Below are 22,398 nucleotides of genomic sequence, written 5' to 3'. Positions count from 1 at the left end.
CGCTCGTGAAGAGGGGGACACCCGTCGTGAAACCGGTGTCCCCCTCCCCGTGTCCGGGCTGTACGGGCCTGCGTCAGGCGCGGGCTGCGGTCAGGTGCTCCGCGTGCTCCTGGAGGGAGCGCACGCCCACGTCGCCGCGGTTGAGCGCGTCGATGCCCTGGACGGCGGCGGCCAGCGCCTGGACCGTGGTGAGGCAGGGGACGCTGCGGGCCACGGCCGCCGTGCGGATCTCGTAGCCGTCGAGGCGGCCGCCGGTGCCGTACGGGGTGTTGACGATCAGGTCGACCTGGCCGTCGTGGATCAGCTGGACGATGGTCTTCTCGCCGTTCGGGCCCTCGCCCTCGCTGAGCTTGCGCACCACGGTGGCGTTGATGCCGTTGCGGCGCAGCACCTCGGCGGTGCCGGAGGTGGCCATCAGCTCGAAGCCGTGCGCGACGAGCTCGCGCGCCGGGAAGATCATCGAGCGCTTGTCGCGGTTGGCCACGGAGATGAAGGCGCGTCCCTTGGTGGGCAGCGGTCCGTAGGCGCCGGCCTGCGACTTGGCGTAGGCCGTGCCGAAGACGGCGTCGATGCCCATGACCTCGCCGGTGGAGCGCATCTCGGGGCCGAGGACGGTGTCCACGCCGCGGCCGTGGATGTCGCGGAAGCGCGACCACGGCATGACGGCCTCCTTGACGGAGATCGGCGCGTCGATCGGCAGGGTGCCGCCGTCGCCGGTCTTCGGCAGCAGGCCCTCGGCACGGAGCTCGGCGATGGTGGTGCCGAGCGAGATGCGGGCGGCGGCCTTGGCGAGCGGGACGGCGGTGGCCTTCGAGGTGAAGGGGACGGTCCGGGAGGCGCGCGGGTTGGCCTCCAGGACGTAGAGGATGTCCCCGGCCATCGCGAACTGGATGTTGATCAGGCCGCGGACGCCTACGCCCTTGGCGATGGCCTCGGTGGAGGCGCGCAGGCGCTTGATGTCGTAGCCGCCGAGGGTGATCGGGGGCAGGGCGCAGGCCGAGTCGCCGGAGTGGATGCCGGCCTCCTCGATGTGCTCCATGACGCCGCCGAGGTAGAGCTCGTGGCCGTCGTAGAGGGCGTCCACGTCGATCTCGATGGCGTCGTCGAGGAAGCGGTCGACCAGCACGGGGCGGGTCGGGGAGATCTCGGTGGACTCGGCGATGTACGACTCGAGGCGGGCCTCGTCGTAGACGATCTCCATGCCGCGGCCGCCGAGCACGTAGGACGGGCGCACCAGGACCGGGTAGCCGATCTCGTCGGCGATGGCCTTCGCACCCGTGAAGGTGGTGGCGGTGCCGTGCTTGGGGGCCGGGAGGCCCGCCTCGGCGAGGACCTGGCCGAAGGCGCCGCGGTCCTCGGCGGCGTGGATGGCCTCCGGGGAGGTGCCGACGACCGGCACGCCGTTGTCCTTGAGCGCCTGGGCGAGACCGAGGGGGGTCTGGCCGCCGAGCTGGACGATGACACCGGCGATGGGGCCGGCCAGCGACTCCGCGTGGACGATCTCCAGCACGTCCTCGAGCGTCAGCGGCTCGAAGTACAGGCGGTCGGAGGTGTCGTAGTCGGTGGAGACGGTCTCCGGGTTGCAGTTGACCATCACGGTCTCGTAGCCGGCGTCGCTGAGGGCGAAGGAGGCGTGGACGCAGGAGTAGTCGAACTCGATGCCCTGGCCGATGCGGTTCGGGCCGGAGCCCAGGATGATCACCGCGGGCTTGGTGCGGGGCGCGACCTCGGACTCCTCGTCGTACGAGGAGTAGAAGTACGGGGTCTTCGCGGCGAACTCGGCGGCGCAGGTGTCGACCGTCTTGTAGACCGGGCGGACGCCGAGGGCGTGGCGGACCTCGCGGACGACGTCCTCGCGCAGGCCGCGGATCTCGGCGATCTGGGCGTCGGAGAAGCCGTGGCGCTTGGCCTCGGCGAGCAGCTCGGGCTGGAGCTTCTCGGCGGCTGCCAGGTCGTCCGCGATCTCCTTGATGAGGAAGAGCTGGTCGACGAACCAGGGGTCGATCTTCGTGGACTCGAAGACCTCTTCCTGGGTGGCGCCGGCGCGGATGGCTTGCATGACGGTGTTGATGCGGCCGTCGGTCGGGCGGACCGCGGTGCGCAGCAGCTCGTCCTTGTCGCCGGTGGGGCCGACGAAGGTGAACTGCGAGCCCTTCTTCTCCAGGGAGCGCAGGGCCTTCTGGAGGGCCTCGGTGAAGTTGCGGCCGATGGCCATGGCCTCGCCGACCGACTTCATGGTGGTGGTGAGGGTGGCGTCGGCCAGCGGGAACTTCTCGAAGGCGAAGCGCGGGGCCTTGACGACGACGTAGTCGAGGGACGGCTCGAAGGAGGCCGGGGTCTTCTCGGTGATGTCGTTGGGGACCTCGTCGAGCGTGTAGCCGATGGCCAGCTTGGCGGCGATCTTGGCGATCGGGAAGCCGGTGGCCTTCGACGCGAGCGCCGAGGAGCGCGAGACGCGCGGGTTCATCTCGATGACGATGACGCGGCCGTCGACCGGGTCGATCGCGAACTGGATGTTGCAGCCGCCGGTGTCGACGCCGACCTCGCGGATGATCGCGATGCCGATGTCGCGCAGCCGCTGGTACTCGCGGTCGGTGAGCGTCATCGCCGGGGCGACGGTGATCGAGTCACCGGTGTGGACGCCCATCGGGTCGAAGTTCTCGATGGAGCAGACGACGACCACGTTGTCCTTGGTGTCGCGCATCAGCTCCAGCTCGTACTCCTTCCAGCCGAGGATGGACTCCTCCAGGAGCACCTCGGTGGTCGGGGAGAGCGTGAGGCCCTGGCCGGCGATGCGGCGCAGCTCGTCCTCGTCGTGGGCGAAGCCGGAGCCGGCGCCGCCCATGGTGAAGGAGGGGCGCACGACGACGGGGTAGCCGCCGAGGGTGTCGACGCCCTTGATGACGTCGTCCATCGAGTGGCAGATGACCGAGCGGGCGGACTCGCCGTAGCCGATCTTGGCCTTGACGGCTTCGACGACGCCCTTGAAGAGCTCGCGGTCCTCGCCCTTGTTGATGGCCTCGACGTTGGCGCCGATGAGCTCGACGCCGTACTTCTCCAGCACACCCTGCTCGTGCATGGAGATGGCGGTGTTGAGCGCGGTCTGGCCGCCGAGGGTCGGCAGGAGCGCGTCGGGGCGCTCCTTCGCGATGATCTTCTCGACGAACTCGGGGGTGATCGGCTCGACGTACGTGGCGTCGGCGATCTCCGGGTCGGTCATGATCGTCGCGGGGTTGGAGTTGACCAGGATGACCCGCAGGCCCTCGGCCTTGAGGATGCGGCAGGCCTGGGTGCCGGAGTAGTCGAACTCGGCGGCCTGTCCGATGACGATCGGGCCGGAGCCGATGACCAGGACGGACTGGATATCGGTGCGCTTAGGCACGCTCGGCCTCCATCAGGGCGGTTTCCATCAAAGACGTGAAGCGGTCGAAGAGGTACGCGGCGTCGTGCGGGCCGGCAGCCGCCTCGGGGTGGTACTGGACGCTGAAGGCCGGCTGGTCGAGCAGCTGGAGGCCTTCGACGACCTGGTCGTTCAGGCAGACGTGGGAGACCTCGGCGCGGCCGTAGGCCGTGTCGGAGACCTTGTCGAGGGGCGCATCGACGGCGAAGCCGTGGTTGTGCGCGGTGATCTCGACCTTGCCGGTGGTGCGGTCCTGCACCGGCTGGTTGATGCCGCGGTGGCCGTACTTCAGCTTGTAGGTGCCGAAGCCGAGCGCGCGGCCCAGGATCTGGTTGCCGAAGCAGATGCCGAAGAGCGGGGTCTTGCGGGCGAGCACGCCCTGCATGACGGAGACCGCGTGGTCGGCGGTGGCCGGGTCGCCCGGGCCGTTGGAGAAGAACACGCCGTCCGGGTTGACGGCGTACACGTCCTCGACGGTGGCGGTCGCGGGCAGCACGTGGACCTCGATGCCGCGCTCGGCCATCCGGTGCGGGGTCATGCCCTTGATGCCGAGGTCGACGGCGGCGACGGTGAAGCGCTTCTCGCCGATCGCGGGGACGACGTACGCCTCCTTGGTTGCGACCTCGGCGGAGAGGTTCGCGCCCTTCATCTGCGGCTGCGACTGGACCTTGGCCAGCAGCGCCTCGTCGCGGATGCCCACCCAGGCCTCGCCCGAGAAGATGCCGACGCGCATGGCGCCGCGCTCGCGCAGGTGGCGGGTCAGGGCGCGGGTGTCGATGCCGGAGATCCCGACGACGCCCTGCTTGACCAGCTCCTCGTCCAGCGAGCGCCGGGAGCGCCAGTTGGAGGGGACGCGGGCGGGGTCGCGTACGACGTAGCCGGCCACCCAGATGCGGGAGGATTCGGGGTCCTCGTCGTTGACGCCGGTGTTGCCCACGTGCGGGGCGGTCATCACGACGACCTGCCGGTGGTACGACGGGTCGGTGAGGGTCTCCTGGTAGCCGGTCATGCCGGTGGAGAACACGGCCTCGCCGAAGGTCTCCCCCACAGCGCCGTAGGCGCGGCCGCGGAAGATCCGACCGTCCTCCAGGACGAGTACGGCGGGAGCTTTGGCTGCTCCCCTGGTGGAGGTCGTCATCGTTCGGCGCCTTCCGTCGTGATGGATGAGTTCTGTGTTGTCAGCGTGCTGATGCCCTCGACCCAGGCGGCGTGTTCGGCCGCGCGGTCGGAGCGGAATCCGGAGTCGATCAGCTTGTCGCCGTGCGCCCATGTGACGACGAGCAGACCGCCCTCGGTGAGTACCTTGCCCGCGATTCCCTTGTCGAGGCGGGCGCCGCGCAGCTGGTCGGCCGGTACGAAGAAATCGGTGGCCCCCGGTCGGACCACGTCGAGGCCCACGTCGGTGAGCGTGAGCTCGACCCGGCTGCGGACGCCCAGACCGTGGGCGACGATCCGGTCGAGCCACTGCCCGGCCGTGGTGGACCCGTGGTACCGGCCGGTCAGGGCCAGCCGGTGGGCGGGCAGACCGTCGGGGGCGGCGGGCAGCTCCGGCAGGTCGTTCTGCAGGGCGCCGCGCCATTTCCAGCCCTGCCGCATCAGCCAGTACACGAACGCGATGAAGACGGCCAGGCCGATCACCCATGCGATGCGGGCGCCGAAGCTGGTCACCTCCGCCGACTGTCGTTCGGCGGCCTCGGCGGCCAGTTGGATTACTGCAGGTGTCACGCCAGTTTCCCGTCCACGACCGTTGCCCGGCCCCGCAGGAAGGTATGAGTGACGCGCCCCGGCAGCTCACGGCCCTCGTAAGGCGTGTTGCGGCTGCGGGAGGCGAAGTGTGCGGGGTCCACGACACCACGGTACGAGGTATCGACCAAGGTCAGGTTCGCGGGTTCACCTGCCGAGACGGGACGGCCGTGGTTCTCCAGGCTGCCGATGCGCGCCGGGGCGAAGGACATCCGCTCGGCGACGCCGGCCCAGTCGAGCAGTCCGGTCTCGACCATCGTCTGCTGGACGACGGAGAGTGCGGTCTCCAGGCCGACCATGCCCATGGCGGCGGCGGCCCACTCGCAGTCCTTGTCCTCGTGCGGGTGCGGGGCGTGGTCGGTGGCGACGATGTCGATCGTGCCGTCGGCGAGCGCCTCGCGCAGGGCCAGCACGTCGCGCTCGGTGCGCAGCGGCGGGTTCACCTTGTAGACCGCGTTGTACGAGCGCACGAGCTCCTCGGTGAGGAGGAGGTGGTGCGGGGTGACCTCGGCGGTGACGTCGATGCCGCGGGACTTGGCCCAGCGGACGATCTCGACGGAGCCGGCGGTGGAGAGGTGGCAGATGTGGACGCGGGAGCCGACGTGCTCGGCGAGCAGGACGTCGCGGGCGATGATCGACTCCTCGGCGACGGCCGGCCAGCCGCCGAGACCGAGCTCCGCGGAGACGACGCCCTCGTTCATCTGGGCGCCCTCGGTGAGGCGGGGCTCCTGGGCGTGCTGGGCGACGACGCCGCCGAAGGCCTTCACGTACTCCAGGGCGCGGCGCATGATCACGGCGTCGTCCACGCACTTGCCGTCGTCGGAGAAGACGGTGACGCGGGCGGCGGACTCGTGCATGGCGCCCAGCTCGGAGAGCTGCTTGCCCTCCAGGCCGACGGTGACGGCGCCGATGGGCTGCACGTCGCAGTAGCCGGACTCCTTGCCCAGGCGCCAGACCTGCTCGACGACGCCGGCGGTGTCGGCGACCGGGAAGGTGTTCGCCATGGCGAAGACTGCGGTGTAGCCACCGGAGGCGGCGGCGCGGGTGCCGGTGAGGACGGTCTCGGAGTCCTCGCGGCCGGGCTCGCGCAGGTGGGTGTGCAGGTCGACGAGGCCGGGGAGGAGGATCTGGCCCTCGGCCTCGATGACGGTCGCGCCCTCGGCGGAGAGGTTCCGGCCGACCTCCGCGATGGTCTCGCCGTCGATCAGGACGTCCTGCGCCTCGCCGCCGAGTACCTTCGCGCCACGGATAAGGATCTTGCTCATGGTTACTTGCTCTCCTCGGTACGGGCGGTGGTGACGGCGGGCTCGGAGCCTCCGAGCAGCAGGTACAGGACGGCCATCCGGGTGGAGACGCCGTTGGCGACCTGCTCGACGGCCGTGCAGCGGTCGGAGTCGGCGACCTGGGCGGTGATCTCCATGCCGCGGTTCATCGGGCCGGGGTGCATCACGATGGCGTGCTCGGGCATCTTCGCCATGCGGTCGCCGTCGAGCCCGTACCGGCGGGAGTACTCGCGCTCGGTCGGGAAGAAGGCGGCGTTCATGCGTTCGCGCTGCACACGCAGCATCATCACCGCATCGGACTTCGGCAGCACGTCGTCGAGGCTGTACGAGACCTCGCACGGCCAGGACTCGACGCCGATCGGGACGAGCGTGGGCGGTGCCACCAGGGTGACCTGGGCGCCGAGGGTGTGCAGCAGGTGGACGTTGGAGCGGGCCACGCGGCTGTGCAGGATGTCGCCGACGATGGTGATCCGGCGGCCGTTCAGGTCCTTGCCGAGGCCGGCGTCGCGGCCGACCAGGCGGCGGCGCATGGTGAAGGCGTCCAGCAGGGCCTGGGTGGGGTGCTCGTGGGTGCCGTCGCCGGCGTTGACGACGGCGGAGTCGATCCAGCCGGAGGTCGCGAGCCGGTAGGGGGCGCCGGAGGCGTGGTGGCGGATGACGACCGCGTCGGCGCCCATGGCCTCCAGGGTCAGCGCGGTGTCCTTCAGGGATTCGCCCTTGGAAACGGACGAACCCTTTGCGGAGAAGTTGATGACGTCGGCCGAGAGCCGCTTGGCGGCCGCCTCGAAGGAGATCCGGGTGCGGGTCGAGTCCTCGAAGAAGAGGTTGACGACGGTGAGGCCGCGCAGGGTGGGCAGCTTCTTGATCGGCCGGTCCGCGACGCGGGCCATCTCCTCGGCGGTGTCGAGGATCAGGACGGCGTCGTCGCGCGTGAGGTCGGCGGCCGAGATGAGGTGGCGCTTCATCTGGATGGCTCCGTAGGTCGGGAGGGCAGGCGGACTGACGGGCGGAGGTGCGAGCGGGCAGGGCAGGCCTCGGCGCGGGCCCGATCGGGGCCCGTCACTCGTATGGGCTACTGCCCTGCTGCCTGGGCGGTCCGCTGGCCGAGCAGTACGGCGTCACGGCCGTCCTCCTCCTGGAGCTGGACCTTGACGGTCTCCCGCAGCGACGTGGGGAGGTTCTTGCCGACGTAGTCGGCGCGGATCGGCAGTTCGCGGTGGCCCCGGTCGACGAGGACCGCGAGCTGCACGGCGCGGGGGCGGCCGAGGTCGCCGAGTGCGTCGAGGGCGGCGCGGATGGTGCGGCCGGAGAAGAGCACGTCGTCGACGAGGACGACGAGGCGGCCGTCGAGGTCGTCACCGGGGATTTCGGTGCGCCCGATCGCGCGGGCGGGCTTCATCCGCAGGTCGTCGCGGTACATGGTGATGTCGAGGGAGCCGACCGGGATCTTCGTACCGGTGATCTCTTCGAGCTTGGCGGCCAGCCGGCGGGCGAGGTAGACACCGCGGGTGGGAATGCCGAGGAGCACCACGTCGTCGGCGCCCTTGGCGCGTTCGACGATCTCGTGGGCGATGCGGGTCAGTACCCGCGCGATGTCCTGCGCCTCGAGCACGGGGCGCGTGGAATCGCCGTTCTGCTGGGTGTCCATGAAAAGGACCTCCTTCTCCGCCTCACGGGACGGACCTTAAAGGACGTCTGATGTACGCCTCACACGGTACCAGGCAGCGGCCGGTGGCTCGGACCGGGCCGGTACGGATGGGCTCTCAGAGGCCTCCTGGGAGTGGCCCCCCGGGGGGCGACGAAGACCATTCGGCTTGACGCATCCAAGTAACGCTGCGTAACCTCACAGTGAGTTACCAGCCCGCGCGGCGGAGCCGCACGTAGTTATGTAGTCGCAGTGTCCACAGTCACAGCGTCACAGCGTCCGGGAGCGTTATGTCCAGCGAATACGCCAAACAGCTCGGGGCCAAGCTCCGCGCCATCCGCACCCAGCAGGGCCTTTCCCTCCACGGTGTCGAGGAGAAGTCCCAGGGCCGGTGGAAGGCCGTAGTGGTCGGTTCGTACGAGCGCGGGGACCGCGCCGTGACCGTCCAGCGTCTCGCCGAGCTGGCGGACTTCTACGGGGTTCCGGTGCAGGAACTGCTGCCGGGCACGACTCCCGGTGGAGCGGCCGAGCCGCCGCCGAAGCTGCGTCTCGACCTGGAGCGCCTGGCGGGCGTCCCCGCCGAGAAGGCCGGTCCGCTGCAGCGCTACGCGGCGACGATCCAGAGCCAGCGCGGCGACTACAACGGCAAGGTGCTGTCGATCCGCCAGGACGACCTGCGCACCCTGGCGGTCATCTACGACCAGTCCCCCTCGGTGCTGACCGAGCAGCTGATCAGCTGGGGCGTGCTGGACGCGGACGCCCGTCGCGCGGTGGCGCACGAGGAACTCTGAGTCTCGGGTTCCAGACCAGCAGAAACGTTTACCGGTGGGTGCCGGACCCCGCAAGGGTCCGGCACCCACCGGTTTTTTTCGTCCCCGCGCCCCGGTGCCGTGCGCGCACGTACGGAAGGGCCCGCAACGCGTACGTTGCGGGCCCTTCCGTAGGGGCGGCGCCGGCGCCGGGCCGTGCGGTCAGCTCTCGCTGCGCCGCAGGTTCGGCTTCAGGTCCTTGAAGCGGGCCAGCAGCCCGTTCACGAACGAGGGCGACTCGTCCGTCGAGAACTCCTTGGCCAGCTGGACGGCCTCGTCGATGGCCACGGCGTCCGGGGTGTCGTCCACCCAGATCAGCTCGTAGGCACCGAGCCGCAGGATGTTCCGGTCGACGACCGGCATGCGGTCGAGCTCCCAGTCCACGGCGTAGGTGACGATCAGGTCGTCGATGCGGTCCACCTTGTCGGCGTAACCCTCGACGAGATCCATCGTGAAGGCGCTGACCGGCGGCTGCCGGTCGTCCGACCGCGCGTGGCGGATCCAGTCCGCGAGGACCTCGCGCACGGGCACCCCGCGCTGGTCGGCCTCGAAAAGGATCTGGAAGGCGCGCTTGCGCGCATTGCTCCGAGCAGCCACGGGTTAGTTGCTCTTCCGGCCGAGGTAGTCGCTGGTGCGGGTGTCGACCTTGACCGTCTCGCCGGTGGTGACGAAGAGCGGGACCTGGATCTCGTAGCCGGTCTCCAGGGTGGCGGGCTTGGTGCCACCGGTGGAGCGGTCGCCCTGGACGCCCGGGTCGGTGTGCTCGATCTTGAGCTCGACCGCGGCCGGGAGCTCGACGTAGAGCACCTCGCCCTCGTGCTGGGCGACGGAGGCGGTGAAGCCCTCGATCAGGAAGTTGGCGGCGTCGCCGACAGCCTTCTTGTCCACCATCAGCTGCTCGAAGGTGCTCATGTCCATGAAGACGAAGTACTCGCCGTCCATGTACGAGAACTGCATGTCACGGCGGTCGATGGTGGCCGTCTCGACCTTCGTGCCGGCGTTGAACGTCTTGTCGACGACCTTGCCGGACATCACGCTCTTCAGCTTGGTACGCACGAAGGCCGGGCCCTTGCCGGGCTTGACGTGCTGGAACTCGACGACGGACCAGAGCTGGCCCCCGTCGAGCTTCAGCACCATGCCGTTCTTGAGGTCGTTCGTGGAAGCCACGGTTGCGGAATCTCCTGCACTGGAAGACCACGGGTGCGCGCACAGCCCGGCAAGTGCGGGCTAGAGCGCGAGCAGCTCCTTGGTCGTAATGGTGAGTAGCTCGGGACCGCCGTCCGCCTCGGGGCGTACGACGAGCGTGTCATCGATCCGGACACCTCCCCGGCCCGGGAGGTGAACCCCCGGTTCGACGGTGACCGGCACGCAAGCGTCCAGTTTACCCATTGCCGTAGGTGCAAGCTGCGGGTCCTCGTCGATTTCGAGCCCCACACCGTGTCCGGTCCACGGAGCGAGGGCCTCCGCGTGCCCTGCGGAGTCCAGGACGGAACGTGCGGCATGATCCACGTCCCGGTACGCGGCTCCGGGCAACAAGGCCTCGCGCCCGGCCCGCTGGGCGGTGAAGACCAGGTCGTACAGCTCGATCTGCCAGTCGGCCGGGCTGGTCCCGATCACGAAGGTCCGGCCGATCTCGCACCGGTAGCCGCGGTAGTTGGCGCCCAGGCAGACCGTGAGGAAGTCACCCTCCTCGACCCTGCGGTCGGAGGGCCGGTGCCGGGAGTGGCCGGAGTGGGGGCCGGTGCCGACCGAGGTCGGGAAGGCGGGGCCGTCCGCCCCGTGGTCGACGAGCCGCCGCTCCAGCTCCAGGGCGAGGTGCCGCTCGGTACGCCCGACGAGGATGGACTCCAGCAGCTCGCCGAGGGCCTGGTCGGCGATCTCGGCGGCGATCCGCAGGCAGGCGATCTCTTCCTCGTCCTTGACGAGGCGCTGCTGTTCCACGGCGGTGCCGAGGTCGGCGAGGCGCAGCTTGGGCGCCACGGAGCGCAGGGCCCGGTGCCGGGCGACGGTGAGGTGGTGTTCCTCCACGGCGAGCGAGTCGGCCCGTACGGAGGCGGCCAGGTCGGCGGCCGCGACGGCCGGGTCCCCGCCGGGGCTGCCCAGGACGGAGAAGTCCAGGTGCTCGTCGAGGCGGCCCTCGTCGGCCTCGCCGGTGGGCGCGCCGACGCAGAACAGCATGTCCTCGGTGGGGCCGACGAGCAGCACCGCGCCGAGCGGGGACGCCCCGGAGAGGTAGCGGACGTTCGCCGGACGCGTGATCAGTGCGGCGGCGTTCCCCGCGGCGGCGCATCGGTCGCGAAGCAGGCCCCGGCGGGCGGCGTACACGTCTGACATGTCTTCGAGCGTACGAGCGCCCCGCGGATCCGGCCCGGCGAGCGCGTCCGGACGGGCCTGGCCCGGCGGGCACCGCCCAGGGCGGCGGGCACCGGCCTCGGGCTCCTACCAGCCGCCGGGGGCGGCCAGGGCGCGGGCCAGGGCCTCGTCGAGGGCGCGGGCGGTGCCTTCGACGTCGAGGTGGGAGTTGTCGATGATCGGCAGGCCGGAGCCGTACCAGCCGGCCATCCGGCCGTGGATCCGCGCGACTTCCTCGTCGGAGAGCCGGCGGTTGCCGGAGCGGGCCGCGTTGCGCTCCAGGACGATCTCCAGGCCGGGCAGGAGGACCACCGGCAGGAGGGTGGGGCCCACGTGCCGCTTCCAGCCGCCCAGACCGACCACGGGCCGGTCGGGGAAGACGGCGTCGTCCAGGATGCAGGAGATGCCGTTCGCCAGGTAGTTGCGGGCGGCGAAGCCGCAGGTGCGGCGGGCGAGCCGGTACTGGGCCTCGGAGTGCTCGTTCCAGCCCGCCTGCGGGTCCGCGAAGCCGGAGCAGACCCACTCGCGGACGTCGTCCAGGCTCACGTGGGCGGTCGCTACGGGCCGGGTGCTGGCCCAGTGCCGGGCGACCGTGGTCTTCCCGGCGCCGGCCGGACCGATGAGCAGCACGGCGAGGACGGCCCCGCCGGTGCCCGGTACGGCGGGCGGCAGCGGGATGTGCCCGGTGGCCTCCGGCACGGCCGGCACCGGATACGACTGATGCTGCTGGTGGGACTGGTGGGGTGGCTGCTGCTGAGACTGTGCCGGGGGCGAACCCGGCCAGCCCTGCGCCGGGGGTATCGGCGGCTGCGGGGGCGCCTCCGGACGCGGCCCCGGCTGCCCCCAGCCCGCGCCCCCACCCCCCACTCCGTGCTGCATCCGCTGCCACTCCGTCTCGTTCCGGCGACTGATGCGAGAACGTTATATGACTGCCGGGGCCCGGCCGTCCACCAGCACCGTCAGGCAGCGTGTCAGGCGGAGATCTCGTCCGCCAGTGCGCGCAGTGCCAGCCGGTACGAACCGATGCCGAAGCCCGCCACCGTCCCGGTCGCCACGGCGGCGATGACGGAGGTGTGGCGGAACTCCTCGCGGGCGTACGGGTTCGAGATGTGCACCTCGATCAGCGGCGCCGTGCGCTGCGCGGCCGCGTCCCGCATGCCGTACGAGTAGTGGGTGAAGGCTCCCGGGTTGATGACCACGGGGATCTTCCCGTCCGCCGCCTCGTGCAGCCAGCGGATCAGCTCGCCTTCGTCGTTGGTCTCGCGGACCTCGACGTCGAAGCCGAGCTCCTCCCCCAGCGAACGGCAGCTCTCCACCAGGCCCGTGTACGAGGTGGCCCCGTACACGTCGGGCTCGCGCGAGCCGAGCCGGCCCAGGTTCGGGCCGTTCAGCACGAGGACGGGGCGGCTCACGCCGAGACCTCGCCGTAGGCGGCGATCAGGTGCGCCGGGTCGGGACCCTCCAGGACGGTCGGCTTGGCCAGTCCGTCGAGGACGATGAAGCGCAGCAGGTTGCCGCGGGACTTCTTGTCGAGCTGCATGGTCTGGAGCAGCTTGGGCCACTGGTCGCCGCGGTAGGTCAGCGGCAGGCCGACTGCGGCCAGGACCTCCCGGTGCCGGTCGGCCGTCGCGTCGTCGAGGCGGCCCGCGAGCCGGCCGAGCTCGGCGGCGAAGACCATGCCGACGGACACGGCCGCGCCGTGCCGCCACTTGTAGCGCTCGTTCTTCTCGATGGCGTGCGCGAGGGTGTGGCCGTAGTTGAGGATCTCGCGGAGTCCCGACTCCTTGAGGTCGCTGGAGACCACGTCGGCCTTGACCTGGATGGAGCGCACGATGAGCTCGGCGGTGTGCGGGCCCTCGGGCGTACGGGCCGCCGCCGGGTCCGCCTCGATCAGGTCGAGGATCACCGGGTCGGCGATGAAACCGGCCTTGATGATCTCGGCGAGGCCGCTGACGTAGTCGTTGACCGGCAGCGAGTCCAGCGCAGCCAGGTCGCACAGCACACCGGCCGGCGGGTGGAAGGCGCCCACGAGGTTCTTGCCCTCGGCGGTGTTGATGCCGGTCTTGCCGCCGACCGCCGCGTCCACCATCGCGAGGACGGTGGTCGGTACGGCGACCCAGCGCACCCCGCGCAGCCAGCTGGCCGCGACGAAACCCGCGAGGTCGGTGGTGGCTCCGCCGCCGACGCCGACGATCACGTCGGTGCGGGTGAATCCGGACTGGCCGAGGGCCTTCCAGCAGTAGGCGGCCACCTCGACCGTCTTGGCCTCCTCGGCGTTCGGCACCTGGATGGCGACCGCCTCGTAGCCCTGCGCGGCCAGGTCGTCGCGCAGCGCCTCACCGGTCGAGGCCAGCGCCTCGGGGTGGATCACGGCGACCCGCTGGGCCCTCGTACCGATCAGGGAGCCGAGCTCGCCGAGCAGCTGCCGCCCGACCAGCACGTCGTACGCGTCGTGTCCGGCGCTCGCGCCGACGTGGATCCGCGTCACCTGGTCTGTCATACGTCCTTCAACTCCAGAGCGTCGAGGACCGCCTGGGCGACCTCTTCGGGGGTGCGGTCGTCGGTGGCCACCACGACGCGCGCGACTTCGGTGTACAGGGGGCGCCGGGCGTCCATCAGCTCGCGCCACTGGCGGCGCGGGTTGACGGCGAGCAGCGGACGCGCGGCGCCGAGGCCCACGCGCCGTACGGCTTCCTCGACGTCCATCGACAGGTAGGCGACGGGCAGGCCGGCCAGCAGGGCGCGGGTGCCCTCGTCGAGGACGGCGCCGCCGCCGAGGGCGAGGACTCCGGTGTGCCCGGCGACGGCGGCGGCGACCGCCTGCCGCTCCAGGTCACGGAAGTACGGCTCGCCCTCGTCGACGAAGATGTCGGAGATCTCGCGGCCCTGGGCCGCGACGATGTCCGCGTCCGTGTCCCGGTAGGGGACGCCGAGCCGCTCGGCGAGCAGCGCCCCCACCGTGGACTTGCCGGATCCCATGGGGCCGACGAGGACGACCAGTGGTCCGGCCGTCACCGGATCTGCAGGTTGTCGAGGTAGGACCGCACGTTGCGGCGGGTCTCCGGGACGGAGTCACCGCCGAACTTCTCGACGACCGCGTCGGCCAGTACGAGGGCGACCATGGCCTCGGCGACGATGCCGGCGGCCGGCACGGCGCACACGTCGGAGCGCTGGTGGTGGGCCACCGTCGCCTCACCGGTGGCCACGTCGACGGTGGCGAGCGCGCGCGGGACGGTCGCGATGGGCTTCATCGCGGCCCGTACGCGCAGCAGTTCGCCGGTGGTCAGACCGCCCTCGGTGCCACCGGCGCGGCCGGAGGTGCGCTTGAGGCCCTCGGGGGTGGACACGATCTCGTCGTGCGCCTTCGAGCCGGGCACGCGGGCGAGCTCGAAGCCGTCGCCGACCTCGACCCCCTTGATGGCCTGGATGCCCATGAGGGCGGCGGCGAGGCGGGCGTCGAGACGACGGTCCCAGTGGACGTGCGAGCCGAGGCCGACCGGGACCCCGTACGCCAGCACCTCGACGACGCCGCCGAGGGTGTCGCCGTCCTTGTGGGCCTGGTCGATCTCGGCGACCATCGCCTTCGACGCATCGGCGTCGAGGCAGCGCACCGGGTCGGCGTCGAGCTTGTCGACGTCGGCGGGGGTCGGGTAGACGCCGTACGGGGCCTTGGCCGCGGCCAGTTCCACCACGTGCGAGACGATCTCGATGCCGGCGACCTCCTTGAGGAAGGACCGGGCGATCGCGCCGAGGGCGACGCGGGCGGCCGTCTCCCGGGCGCTGGCGCGCTCCAGGATCGGCCGGGCCTCGTCGAAGCCGTACTTCTGCATGCCGGCGAGGTCGGCGTGGCCGGGCCGCGGACGGGTCAGCGGCGCGTTGCGGCCGGTGTCCTTGAGCAGCGAGGGGTCGACGGGGTCGGCCGACATGACCGTCTCCCACTTGGGCCACTCGCTGTTGCCGACCATGACGGCCACGGGGGAACCCAGCGACAGTCCGTGCCGCACGCCTCCCAGGAAGGTGATCTCGTCCTGCTCGAACTTCATCCGGGCACCGCGGCCGTAGCCGAGCCGGCGCCGGGCCAAGTGGTCGGCCACCAGCTCGGTGGTGACCGGAACGCCGGCGGGAAGTCCCTCCAGCGTCGCCACCAGTGCCGGTCCGTGGGACTCCCCGGCGGTCAGCCAACGCAACCTGCTCAACGATGCTCCTCATGCTCGCGCCTGCTACAGCGACGGCGCGATCGGGTGCGCGGCCCTGACCCGCCTGCCCCGATCCTCCCACGTCCGGGCCGGTGCACCACTCCCGGTCCAGCTGTCGGACGGCGGTTCTGTCAAGTACCCGGCCGAATTCAGCAGGGACGGGCCCCTGACATGCCGCAAGATCCATCCGGGCGGGACGAGGGCGCGGCTAGCTCAGTGGGCCGACGAGAGGGCCGCGAGGCCCGCCTGCCGCATCACGGCGAGCGGCGCGTTCGGACGCCCCGTCATCTGTTCGACCTGGAGCACGGCCTGGTGGACCAGGAGGTCCAGGCCGCCGATGACCGTGCCGCCCTGCCGGGACCAGGACGCGGCCAGCGCCGTCGGCCAAGGGTCGTAGAGGACGTCGAAGAGGGTGCCCGCACCCTCGGGTACGGACGCGGCCAGGGCGTCGGTCGTACCCGCGGGCGTCGTGGCGATCACCAGCGGCGCGGCCAGCGCCCCGGCCGCCTCGGACCAGTCGGCCGTGCGGACGGCGACGCCGAGCCGCTCGCCCCACTGCCGCATCTCGTCGGCGCGGACCCGCGAGCGGACGTACGCCGTGACCTCCCCGGTGCAGATCCGCGAGAGCGCGGCGAGCGCCGAGGAGGCGGTGGCGCCGGCGCCCAGGATGGCGGCGGACGGCACCTTCTCGATGCCGCGCTCGTGGAGCGCGGCGACGATGCCGGGGATGTCGGTGTTGTCGCCGAGGCGACGGCCGTCCGCGGTGAGGACGACCGTGTTGACCGCCTCGACGGAGGCGGCCGTGTCACTGATGCCGTCCAGCAGCGGGATGATCGCCCGCTTCAGCGGCATGGTCAGCGACAGCCCGGCCCACTCGGGGCCGAGGCCTGCCACGAACCCCGGGAGCGCGGCCTCGTCGATCTCGAAGCGGTCGTACGACCAGTCGTCGAGGCCGAGCTCCCGATAGGCGGCGCGGTGCAGCACCGGTGAGAGGGAGTGCTCGATGGGCGAACCCAACACCGCGGCCCTTGTGCGTGACATGTACTGCTATCCGCCGTTCTTCTGCTTCTGCCGTTCCTGGAACTCGTTGGCCAGCTTCGTGTGCTCTTCGTAGGTCTTGGTGAAGGTCGTCGTGTTGCCGTCGACCGACACGAAGAACATCCAGCCGCCGTGGTCCGGGTTGAGCGTAGCGGTCAGCGCGTCCAGGCCCGGGTTGTTGATCGGACCGGTGGGGAGTCCCCTGACGAAGTGCGTGTTGTAGGGGTTGTCGAAGGCCTGGGCTTCCTTCAGGTTGAAGTTGATCTCGCTCTGGTTCTTGACGTAGTTGTACGTCGAGTCGAACTGGAGCTTCTGGTTCGTGACGTCGTTGGTCTTCTTGAGGCGGTTGTAGACCACCTCGGCCATCTTCCGGAAGTCGTCGTGGTTCTTGCCCTCGGCGTTGACGAGGCTGGCGACCGTGACCACCTGGAGCGGATTCTCCAGGCCCAGTTCCTTGGCCTTGCCCTCGATGCCCAGCTCCGCGTACTTGTCGGTCGCGTTCTTGACCATCTGCTTGAGCAGGGAGTCGGGGGTGCTGTCCTTGCTGAGGTCGTAGCGCGCCGGGTACAGGAAGCCCTCGAGCGGGTCGATGAGCTTCGGGTTGTTGTTCGCCCAGGCCGGCAGGCCGAGGTTCTTGGCCTCTCGCTTGGCGAGGTCCGCGGTGGTGCCCTCCTGCTGGCCCAGCTTCTTGTCGATCGCCGCGTACACCGCGGTGTTGCGCATGCCTTCGGTGACGGTGATGACGTTCAGCTTCGAGGGATCGCTCATCACCTCGACCGCGGACGCGGCCGACATCTTCTTCCTGAGCGGGTAGACACCGGCCTGGATGGCCTTGCCCGGAGGGAGCTTGGCCGCGGCGTCGGCGAACGCCTGCCCGCTGGCGACGACGCCCGCCTTCTTGAGGATCAGGCCCATCTGCAGGAGGCCCGAGCCCTTGGGGATCTCGACCTCGACGATGTCGCCGGTGCCCTCGCCCGCGAAGTCCTCGGCCGAGCTGAACCTGGCCTTGATGTAGTTGTAGCCGTAGTAGCCTCCACCGCCGACCACGCCGAGGATGACGACCGCGGCGATCAGGCAGGCCATGCCGCTGCGCTTCTTGGGCTTGCCGCCCTTGGAGCGGCCGCCCCGGCGGCCGTCACCGGGCTCGTCGCCGTCGCCGTCGTCGTCACCGTCACGGCCACCGCCCGCGGTGGGAAGGCCGCTCTCCGGCTCCTCCTCCACGGGTTCCGGCTCCAGGTGACGCCGGCCCGGGGGCTGCGGCGGCGCGTAGGCGTCTTCCGTGCTGTAGAGGTCGGGGGCCTCGCCGGGGTAGCCCGCCACGGGCTGCCGGGTGTAGGGGTCCACGCCCGCGTACGGGTCGGTCTGCACGGCGCCCGCGTACTGGCCCTGTCCGGTGTCCCAGCCCTGGCTGTCGTACACCGGCTGCTGGGGCTGGGGTTGCTGGGGCTGCTGGGGCTGCTGCGCCTGCTGCTGCGGGGCATAGCCCTGCTGCTGCTCGGCGTACTGCTGCGGCGCGTACTGCTGCTGGTGCTGCGGCTCCTGCTGCTGCGGGTACTGCCCCTGCGGGTACTGCTGCGGCGCGTACGCCTGCTGCTGGTACTCCGGGTACTCCTGGTACTGCGGATGCTGGGGGTACTGCTGCTGGTACTGCGGCTCCTGCGGGTACTCCTGTTGCGGGGCACCGGCGTAAGGCACCTGACCCTGCTGGGTCTGGTGCCCGGTCCACCCCTGGTCCCCGTAGAGGGGGTCCTCGGGGTGCCAGGGTTCGGGGCCCTGGCCCCGGCCGTACTCAGTCATCGGTCCCCTAGAGCCGCGAGACGGAGGCCACGGACTCCGTCATCCGTGGCACCCGGGTCCGTCTCTTTGACGGTGGGCGACGGCTGTTCGAATGCCGTCTCATCGCGCGGAACGTTACCGTATCGCGATCAGACAACCACTTCGACGCACTCACCGGGCGGATTACCTGATACCCGTTCGGTCTCAAGAGCGTTCTGAAGGATCACCACAGCGGCTGCCTGGTCGATGACCGACCGGCCCTTCTTCGCGTTCTTTCCGGAGGCCCGCAGTCCCTGGGCGGCGGTGACCGTGGTCATCCGCTCGTCCACCAGACGGACCGTCACCGGCTTGATGCCCTTCGCCAGTTCGTTCGCGAAGACGCGCACCTTGGCCGCGGCCGGCCCCTCCCGCCCGCTGAGCGAGCGGGGGAGGCCGACCACGACTTCGAGGGGCTCGTACTCCTCGACGAGCTGCCGCAGCCGCCGGTGGGCGAAGGGGATGTCCCGGCCCGGAACGGTTTCCACCGGTGTGGCCAGCACCCCGTCGGGGTCGCACGAGGCGACCCCGATACGGGCGTCACCGACGTCGATGGCGAGCCGGCGGCCACGGCGCAGAGTCATCGTCAGACCGTCTCGACGACGAGGCGCTCGACGGCGCTGATGGCCTCCGGGACGGCGGCCGCGTTCTGGCCTCCGCCCTGGGCCACGTCCGGCTTTCCGCCACCGCCGCCACCGAGGGTCTTGGCGGCGGCGCGGACCAGGTCGCCGGCCTTGAGGCCGCGCTCGCGGGCGGCCTCGTTGGTGGCGATGACGGTCAGCGGGCGGCCACCGGCCACGGTGAACAGGGCCACGACGACCGGGCGGTCACCCTGGATGCGGCCGCGGACGTCCAGGACCAGCTTGCGCAGGTCGTCGGCGCCGGTACCGTCCGGCACCTGGCCGACGACGAGGGCGACGCCACGGATGTCCTGGGCGTTCTCGGCAAGACCGGCGGCGGCCTGGAGGACCTTCTCCGCGCGGAACTTCTCGATCTCCTTCTCGGCGTCCTTCAGCTTGCCGAGCATGGAGGCGATCTTCTCCGGCAGCTCCTCCGGACGGCCCTTGACCAGCTCCTGGAGCTGGGCGACGACCGTGTGCTCCTTGGCGAGGAAGTTGTACGCGTCCACACCCACCAGGGCCTCGACACGGCGCACGCCGGAGCCGATGGAGGACTCGCCGAGCAGCTTCACCAGACCCAGCTGGGAGGTGTTGCCGACGTGCGTACCGCCGCACAGCTCCTTGGAGAAGTCGCCGATGGTGACGACACGGACGCGCTCGCCGTACTTCTCGCCGAACTCGGCGATGGCGCCCTGCTTCTTCGCCTCGTCGATGCTCATGATCTCGGCGGTGACGTCGAGCTCGCGGGAGAGCACGTCGTTGATCTTCTGCTCGACGTCGGTGAGGACCGTGCCGGGGACGGCGTTCGGGGAACCGAAGTCGAAGCGGAAGCGGCCGGGGCTGTTCTCGGAGCCGGCCTGGGCGGCCGTCGGGCCGAGGGCGTCGCGCAGCGCCTGGTGGGTCAGGTGCGTGGCCGAGTGGGCGCGGGCGATGGCCCGGCGGCGGTGGATGTCGATGGCGGCGTACGCGGAGGCGCCCACCGTCACCTCGCCGACCTGGACGGAGCCCTTGTGCACGGAGACGCCCGGGACGGGCTGCTGCACGTCGCGGACGACGATGACGGCGCCCGAATCGAGCTTGATGCGGCCCTGGTCGGCGAGCTGGCCGCCGCCCTCGGCGTAGAAGGGGGTGCGGTCGAGGACGACCTCGACCTCGTCGCCCTCGGAGGCGGCGGGCGCGGAGACGCCGTTGACCAGCAGGCCGACGATGGTGGACTCGCCCTGGGTGGTGGCGTAGCCGGTGAACTCGGTGGCGCCGGAGCCGTCGGCGATCTCCCGGTAGGCGGACATGTCCGCGTGGCCGGTCTTCTTGGCCTTGGCGTCGGCCTTGGCCCGGTCTCGCTGCTCCTGCATCAGGCGGCGGAAACCCGGCTCGTCCACGGAGAGGCCCTGCTCGGCGGCCATCTCGAGGGTGAGGTCGATCGGGAAGCCCCAGGTGTCGTGGAGCAGGAAGGCCTTGTCGCCGGAGAGGACCGTGCCGCCGGCGGCCTTGGTCTCCGTCACGGCGGTGTCGAGGATGTTGGTGCCGCCCTTGACGGCCTTGAGGAAGGCGGCCTCCTCGGCGAGCGCGACGGTCTCGATGCGCTTGCGGTCGGTGGCGAGCTCCGGGTACTGCCGGCCCATCGTGTTGATCACGACGTCGACGAGGTCCTGGACGACGGGACCGGTCGCGCCCATGAGGCGCATGTTGCGGATGGCGCGGCGCATGATGCGGCGCAGCACGTAGCCGCGGCCCTCGTTGCCGGGGGTCACGCCGTCGCCGATGAGCATCACGGAGGTGCGGATGTGGTCGGCGACCACGCGCATCGACACGTCGGTGCCCTGGGCGGCGCCGTACTGCACGCCGGTCAGCTCGGTGGCCTTGTCCATGACCACGCGCAGGGTGTCGGTCTCGTACATGTTCTGCACGCCCTGCAGGATCATCGCGAGGCGTTCGAGGCCGAGACCGGTGTCGATGTTCTTCGACGGCAGGTCGCCGAGGATCGGGAAGTCTTCCTTCCCGTCGCCGGCGCCGCGCTCGTACTGCATGAAGACCAGGTTCCAGATCTCCACGTAGCGCTCGTCGTTGACGGCCGGGCCGCCCTCGACGCCGAACTCCGGGCCGCGGTCGTAGTTGATCTCCGAGCACGGGCCGCAGGGACCCGGGACGCCCATGGACCAGAAGTTGTCCTTCTTGCCCAGGCGCTGGATGCGCTCGGCCGGGACGCCGATCTTCTCGCGCCAGATCTGCTCGGCCTCGTCGTCGTCGAGGTAGACGGTGATCCAGAGCTTCTCCGGCTCGAGGCCGTAGCCGCCGTCCGCCACGGAGCTGGTGAGCAGCTCCCAGGCGTACGTGATGGCGCCTTCCTTGAAGTAGTCCCCGAAGGAGAAGTTGCCGCACATCTGGAAGAACGTGCCGTGGCGGGTGGTCTTGCCGACCTCTTCGATGTCCGGCGTACGGACGCACTTCTGCACGCTGGTGGCGCGGGGGGCCGGGGGCTTGGTCTCGCCGAGGAAGTACGGCTTGAAGGGGACCATGCCCGCGTTGACCAGCAGCAGAGTCGGGTCGTCCGCGATGAGCGACGCCGAAGGGACAACGGCGTGACCGCGCTCCTCGAAGAAGCTCAGCCAGCGGCGGCGAATTTCAGCCGACTCCATCAGTGGTCCTCATTCCGGTCGTACGAAAACTTGGGGCGGTAGGTGGTCTTGGTGTTCTCGATGGCCCGCAGCCGCCGCGGCCCGGGCAGGGCGGTGACGTTGTCGGGCCGGTCGGGGTCCTGGTGGAGCCCCAGTGCGTCGTTCAGCTCGTCCTCGCGCTGCGTCATTCCCGCTTTGACGTCGAGGGCGAAGTCCTTGAGGCGGTGTCCCGCCTCCACGGCCTTGTCGGCCGCCTGGGCGGCGAGACTCTCCGGCGTCAGCTTCTTGAGCTGGCGGTTGACCTTGGTGGTGGCCCACACGCCGGCGGCTGCGCCTGCGGTGAACCAGAAGGCTCGGCGGAACATCGGCGGTCTCAGCCCTTCTGCTTCCGGCGCCGGGCGGCCGGCACCGTACGGCCAACGATCACGGTTCGTCGGGATGCCTTCGGCGGGGTGCCGCCCGACGTCGCGGCATCCCCCTTGCCCAGCGCCTTGCGGACGCCGTAGCCGAAGGCCGCGACCTTCACCAGCGGCCCGCCGAAGGCGGTGGCCACGGTGGAGGACAGTGCGGAGGCGTTGGAGGTGACCTCCTGGACGTCGCTCGCGATCGCGTCGACCCGGTCGAGCTGGGTGCGCGCGGAGCGGACGGTGGTGGAGGCCTCGGCCAGCAGCGGGACGGCCTGGTCGGTCACGTCGGCCACCAGCTTGGTGGTCGCCCTGAGCACCTGGGCCAGCCTCACCAGGGCCACGGCCAGGAAGGAGGTCAGGATGGCCCAGAAGACGGCCACGATGATCCCGGCCACCTCTACACCGGACACGTCACACCGCTCTCTGTCTGTTCCTGAAGTGCAGGACTATTCGCCCTCCGACCCTATCGCGCCGGAGA

At 70.6% G+C, this 22,398-nt stretch carries 21 protein-coding genes; 1 reads left to right on the top strand and 20 read right to left on the bottom strand.

Translation table 11 applies throughout. The annotated features are described in order from the left end of the window. Nucleotides 1-73 precede the first annotated feature (73 nt). From carB to pyrR, 6 genes are all read right to left on the bottom strand, one after another. Nucleotides 74-3,382: a carbamoyl-phosphate synthase large subunit gene (gene carB / locus ACGFZK_RS22140; protein WP_393850590.1), complete on the bottom strand. Its 3,309-nt coding sequence runs from the start codon at nt 3,380-3,382 to the stop codon at nt 74-76. After that, nucleotides 3,375-4,538 carry a glutamine-hydrolyzing carbamoyl-phosphate synthase small subunit gene (carA, locus tag ACGFZK_RS22135; protein ID WP_393850589.1) on the bottom strand — a complete coding sequence of 388 codons (1,164 nt, stop codon included), beginning with the start codon at nt 4,536-4,538 and terminating at the stop codon, nt 3,375-3,377. The genes carB and carA overlap by 8 nt, the downstream gene beginning before the upstream one ends. After that, nucleotides 4,535-5,125 (bottom strand): hypothetical protein, encoded by a 591-nt coding sequence (locus ACGFZK_RS22130; RefSeq protein WP_393850588.1) that lies wholly within the window; start codon nt 5,123-5,125, stop codon nt 4,535-4,537. The genes carA and ACGFZK_RS22130 overlap by 4 nt, the downstream gene beginning before the upstream one ends. Next, nucleotides 5,122-6,408, bottom strand: coding sequence for a dihydroorotase (locus tag ACGFZK_RS22125; protein WP_393850587.1), 1,287 nt, complete (start codon nt 6,406-6,408; stop codon nt 5,122-5,124). The genes ACGFZK_RS22130 and ACGFZK_RS22125 overlap by 4 nt, the downstream gene beginning before the upstream one ends. Nucleotides 6,409-6,410: 2 nt before the next feature. After that, on the bottom strand, nt 6,411-7,391 hold the full coding sequence (locus ACGFZK_RS22120) for an aspartate carbamoyltransferase catalytic subunit (protein WP_393850586.1): 981 nt from the start codon (nt 7,389-7,391) through the stop codon (nt 6,411-6,413). A gap of 107 nt (nt 7,392-7,498) precedes the next feature. Next, nucleotides 7,499-8,074, bottom strand: coding sequence for a bifunctional pyr operon transcriptional regulator/uracil phosphoribosyltransferase PyrR (gene pyrR / locus ACGFZK_RS22115; RefSeq protein ID WP_393850585.1), 576 nt, complete (start codon nt 8,072-8,074; stop codon nt 7,499-7,501). A 287-nt stretch (nt 8,075-8,361) separates the two neighbouring features. Here pyrR and bldD point away from each other — a divergent pair, with 287 nt between their 5' ends. Further along, complete coding sequence (gene bldD / locus ACGFZK_RS22110) at nt 8,362-8,862, top strand: transcriptional regulator BldD (RefSeq protein WP_030008755.1); 501 nt, start codon at nt 8,362-8,364, stop codon at nt 8,860-8,862. 180 nt (nt 8,863-9,042) lie between these two features. On the opposite strand, the gene nusB is transcribed toward bldD, so the two are convergent. The 14 genes from nusB to ACGFZK_RS22040 form a co-directional block, all read right to left on the bottom strand. Beyond that, nucleotides 9,043-9,477 carry a transcription antitermination factor NusB gene (gene nusB / locus ACGFZK_RS22105; RefSeq protein WP_393850584.1) on the bottom strand — a complete coding sequence of 145 codons (435 nt, stop codon included), beginning with the start codon at nt 9,475-9,477 and terminating at the stop codon, nt 9,043-9,045. A 3-nt stretch (nt 9,478-9,480) separates the two neighbouring features. Further along, a complete protein-coding gene (efp, locus tag ACGFZK_RS22100; RefSeq protein WP_393850583.1) occupies nt 9,481-10,047 on the bottom strand; it encodes an elongation factor P in 567 nt (188 codons plus the stop codon). 60 nt (nt 10,048-10,107) lie between these two features. Next, a complete protein-coding gene (locus ACGFZK_RS22095; protein ID WP_393850582.1) occupies nt 10,108-11,214 on the bottom strand; it encodes an aminopeptidase P family protein in 1,107 nt (368 codons plus the stop codon). Nucleotides 11,215-11,319: 105 nt separating this feature from the next. Then, on the bottom strand, nt 11,320-12,111 hold the full coding sequence (locus ACGFZK_RS22090; RefSeq protein ID WP_393850581.1) for an AAA family ATPase: 792 nt from the start codon (nt 12,109-12,111) through the stop codon (nt 11,320-11,322). Between the two features lie 92 nt (nt 12,112-12,203). Further along, nucleotides 12,204-12,644 (bottom strand): type II 3-dehydroquinate dehydratase, encoded by a 441-nt coding sequence (aroQ, locus tag ACGFZK_RS22085; protein ID WP_052873988.1) that lies wholly within the window; start codon nt 12,642-12,644, stop codon nt 12,204-12,206. Further along, nucleotides 12,641-13,732 carry a 3-dehydroquinate synthase gene (aroB, locus tag ACGFZK_RS22080; RefSeq protein ID WP_393850580.1) on the bottom strand — a complete coding sequence of 364 codons (1,092 nt, stop codon included), beginning with the start codon at nt 13,730-13,732 and terminating at the stop codon, nt 12,641-12,643. The genes aroQ and aroB overlap by 4 nt, the downstream gene beginning before the upstream one ends. Beyond that, a complete protein-coding gene (locus ACGFZK_RS22075; RefSeq protein WP_266389286.1) occupies nt 13,729-14,247 on the bottom strand; it encodes a shikimate kinase in 519 nt (172 codons plus the stop codon). Before ACGFZK_RS22075 ends, aroB begins: the two co-directional genes overlap by 4 nt. Beyond that, the gene (gene aroC / locus ACGFZK_RS22070) at nt 14,244-15,428 is read right to left on the bottom strand and encodes a chorismate synthase (RefSeq protein WP_393850579.1); all 1,185 of its coding nucleotides are present in this window, start codon (nt 15,426-15,428) and stop codon (nt 14,244-14,246) included. The genes ACGFZK_RS22075 and aroC overlap by 4 nt, the downstream gene beginning before the upstream one ends. 213 nt (nt 15,429-15,641) lie before the next feature. After that, nucleotides 15,642-16,469, bottom strand: coding sequence for a shikimate dehydrogenase (locus ACGFZK_RS22065; protein ID WP_393850578.1), 828 nt, complete (start codon nt 16,467-16,469; stop codon nt 15,642-15,644). Nucleotides 16,470-16,475: 6 nt separating this feature from the next. Continuing rightward, entirely contained in the window at nt 16,476-18,263 is a 1,788-nt protein-coding gene (mltG, locus tag ACGFZK_RS22060) for an endolytic transglycosylase MltG (RefSeq protein ID WP_393850577.1), read from the bottom strand. Nucleotides 18,264-18,391: 128 nt separating this feature from the next. Beyond that, the gene (gene ruvX / locus ACGFZK_RS22055) at nt 18,392-18,862 is read right to left on the bottom strand and encodes a Holliday junction resolvase RuvX (protein WP_030387206.1); all 471 of its coding nucleotides are present in this window, start codon (nt 18,860-18,862) and stop codon (nt 18,392-18,394) included. Between the two features lie 2 nt (nt 18,863-18,864). After that, nucleotides 18,865-21,534: an alanine--tRNA ligase gene (alaS, locus tag ACGFZK_RS22050; protein WP_393850576.1), complete on the bottom strand. Its 2,670-nt coding sequence runs from the start codon at nt 21,532-21,534 to the stop codon at nt 18,865-18,867. Further along, nucleotides 21,534-21,878 carry a DUF6167 family protein gene (locus ACGFZK_RS22045; protein ID WP_266389302.1) on the bottom strand — a complete coding sequence of 115 codons (345 nt, stop codon included), beginning with the start codon at nt 21,876-21,878 and terminating at the stop codon, nt 21,534-21,536. The genes alaS and ACGFZK_RS22045 overlap by 1 nt, the downstream gene beginning before the upstream one ends. Nucleotides 21,879-21,886: 8 nt before the next feature. Continuing rightward, entirely contained in the window at nt 21,887-22,330 is a 444-nt protein-coding gene (locus ACGFZK_RS22040; protein ID WP_393850575.1) for a DUF948 domain-containing protein, read from the bottom strand. Nucleotides 22,331-22,398: the final 68 nt, after the last annotated feature.

It is taken from the genome of Streptomyces sp. NPDC048257 (assembly GCF_043201855.1).
Lineage (GTDB): Bacteria > Actinomycetota > Actinomycetes > Streptomycetales > Streptomycetaceae > Streptomyces.
This window is presented reverse-complemented; position numbering and strand designations above follow the sequence as displayed.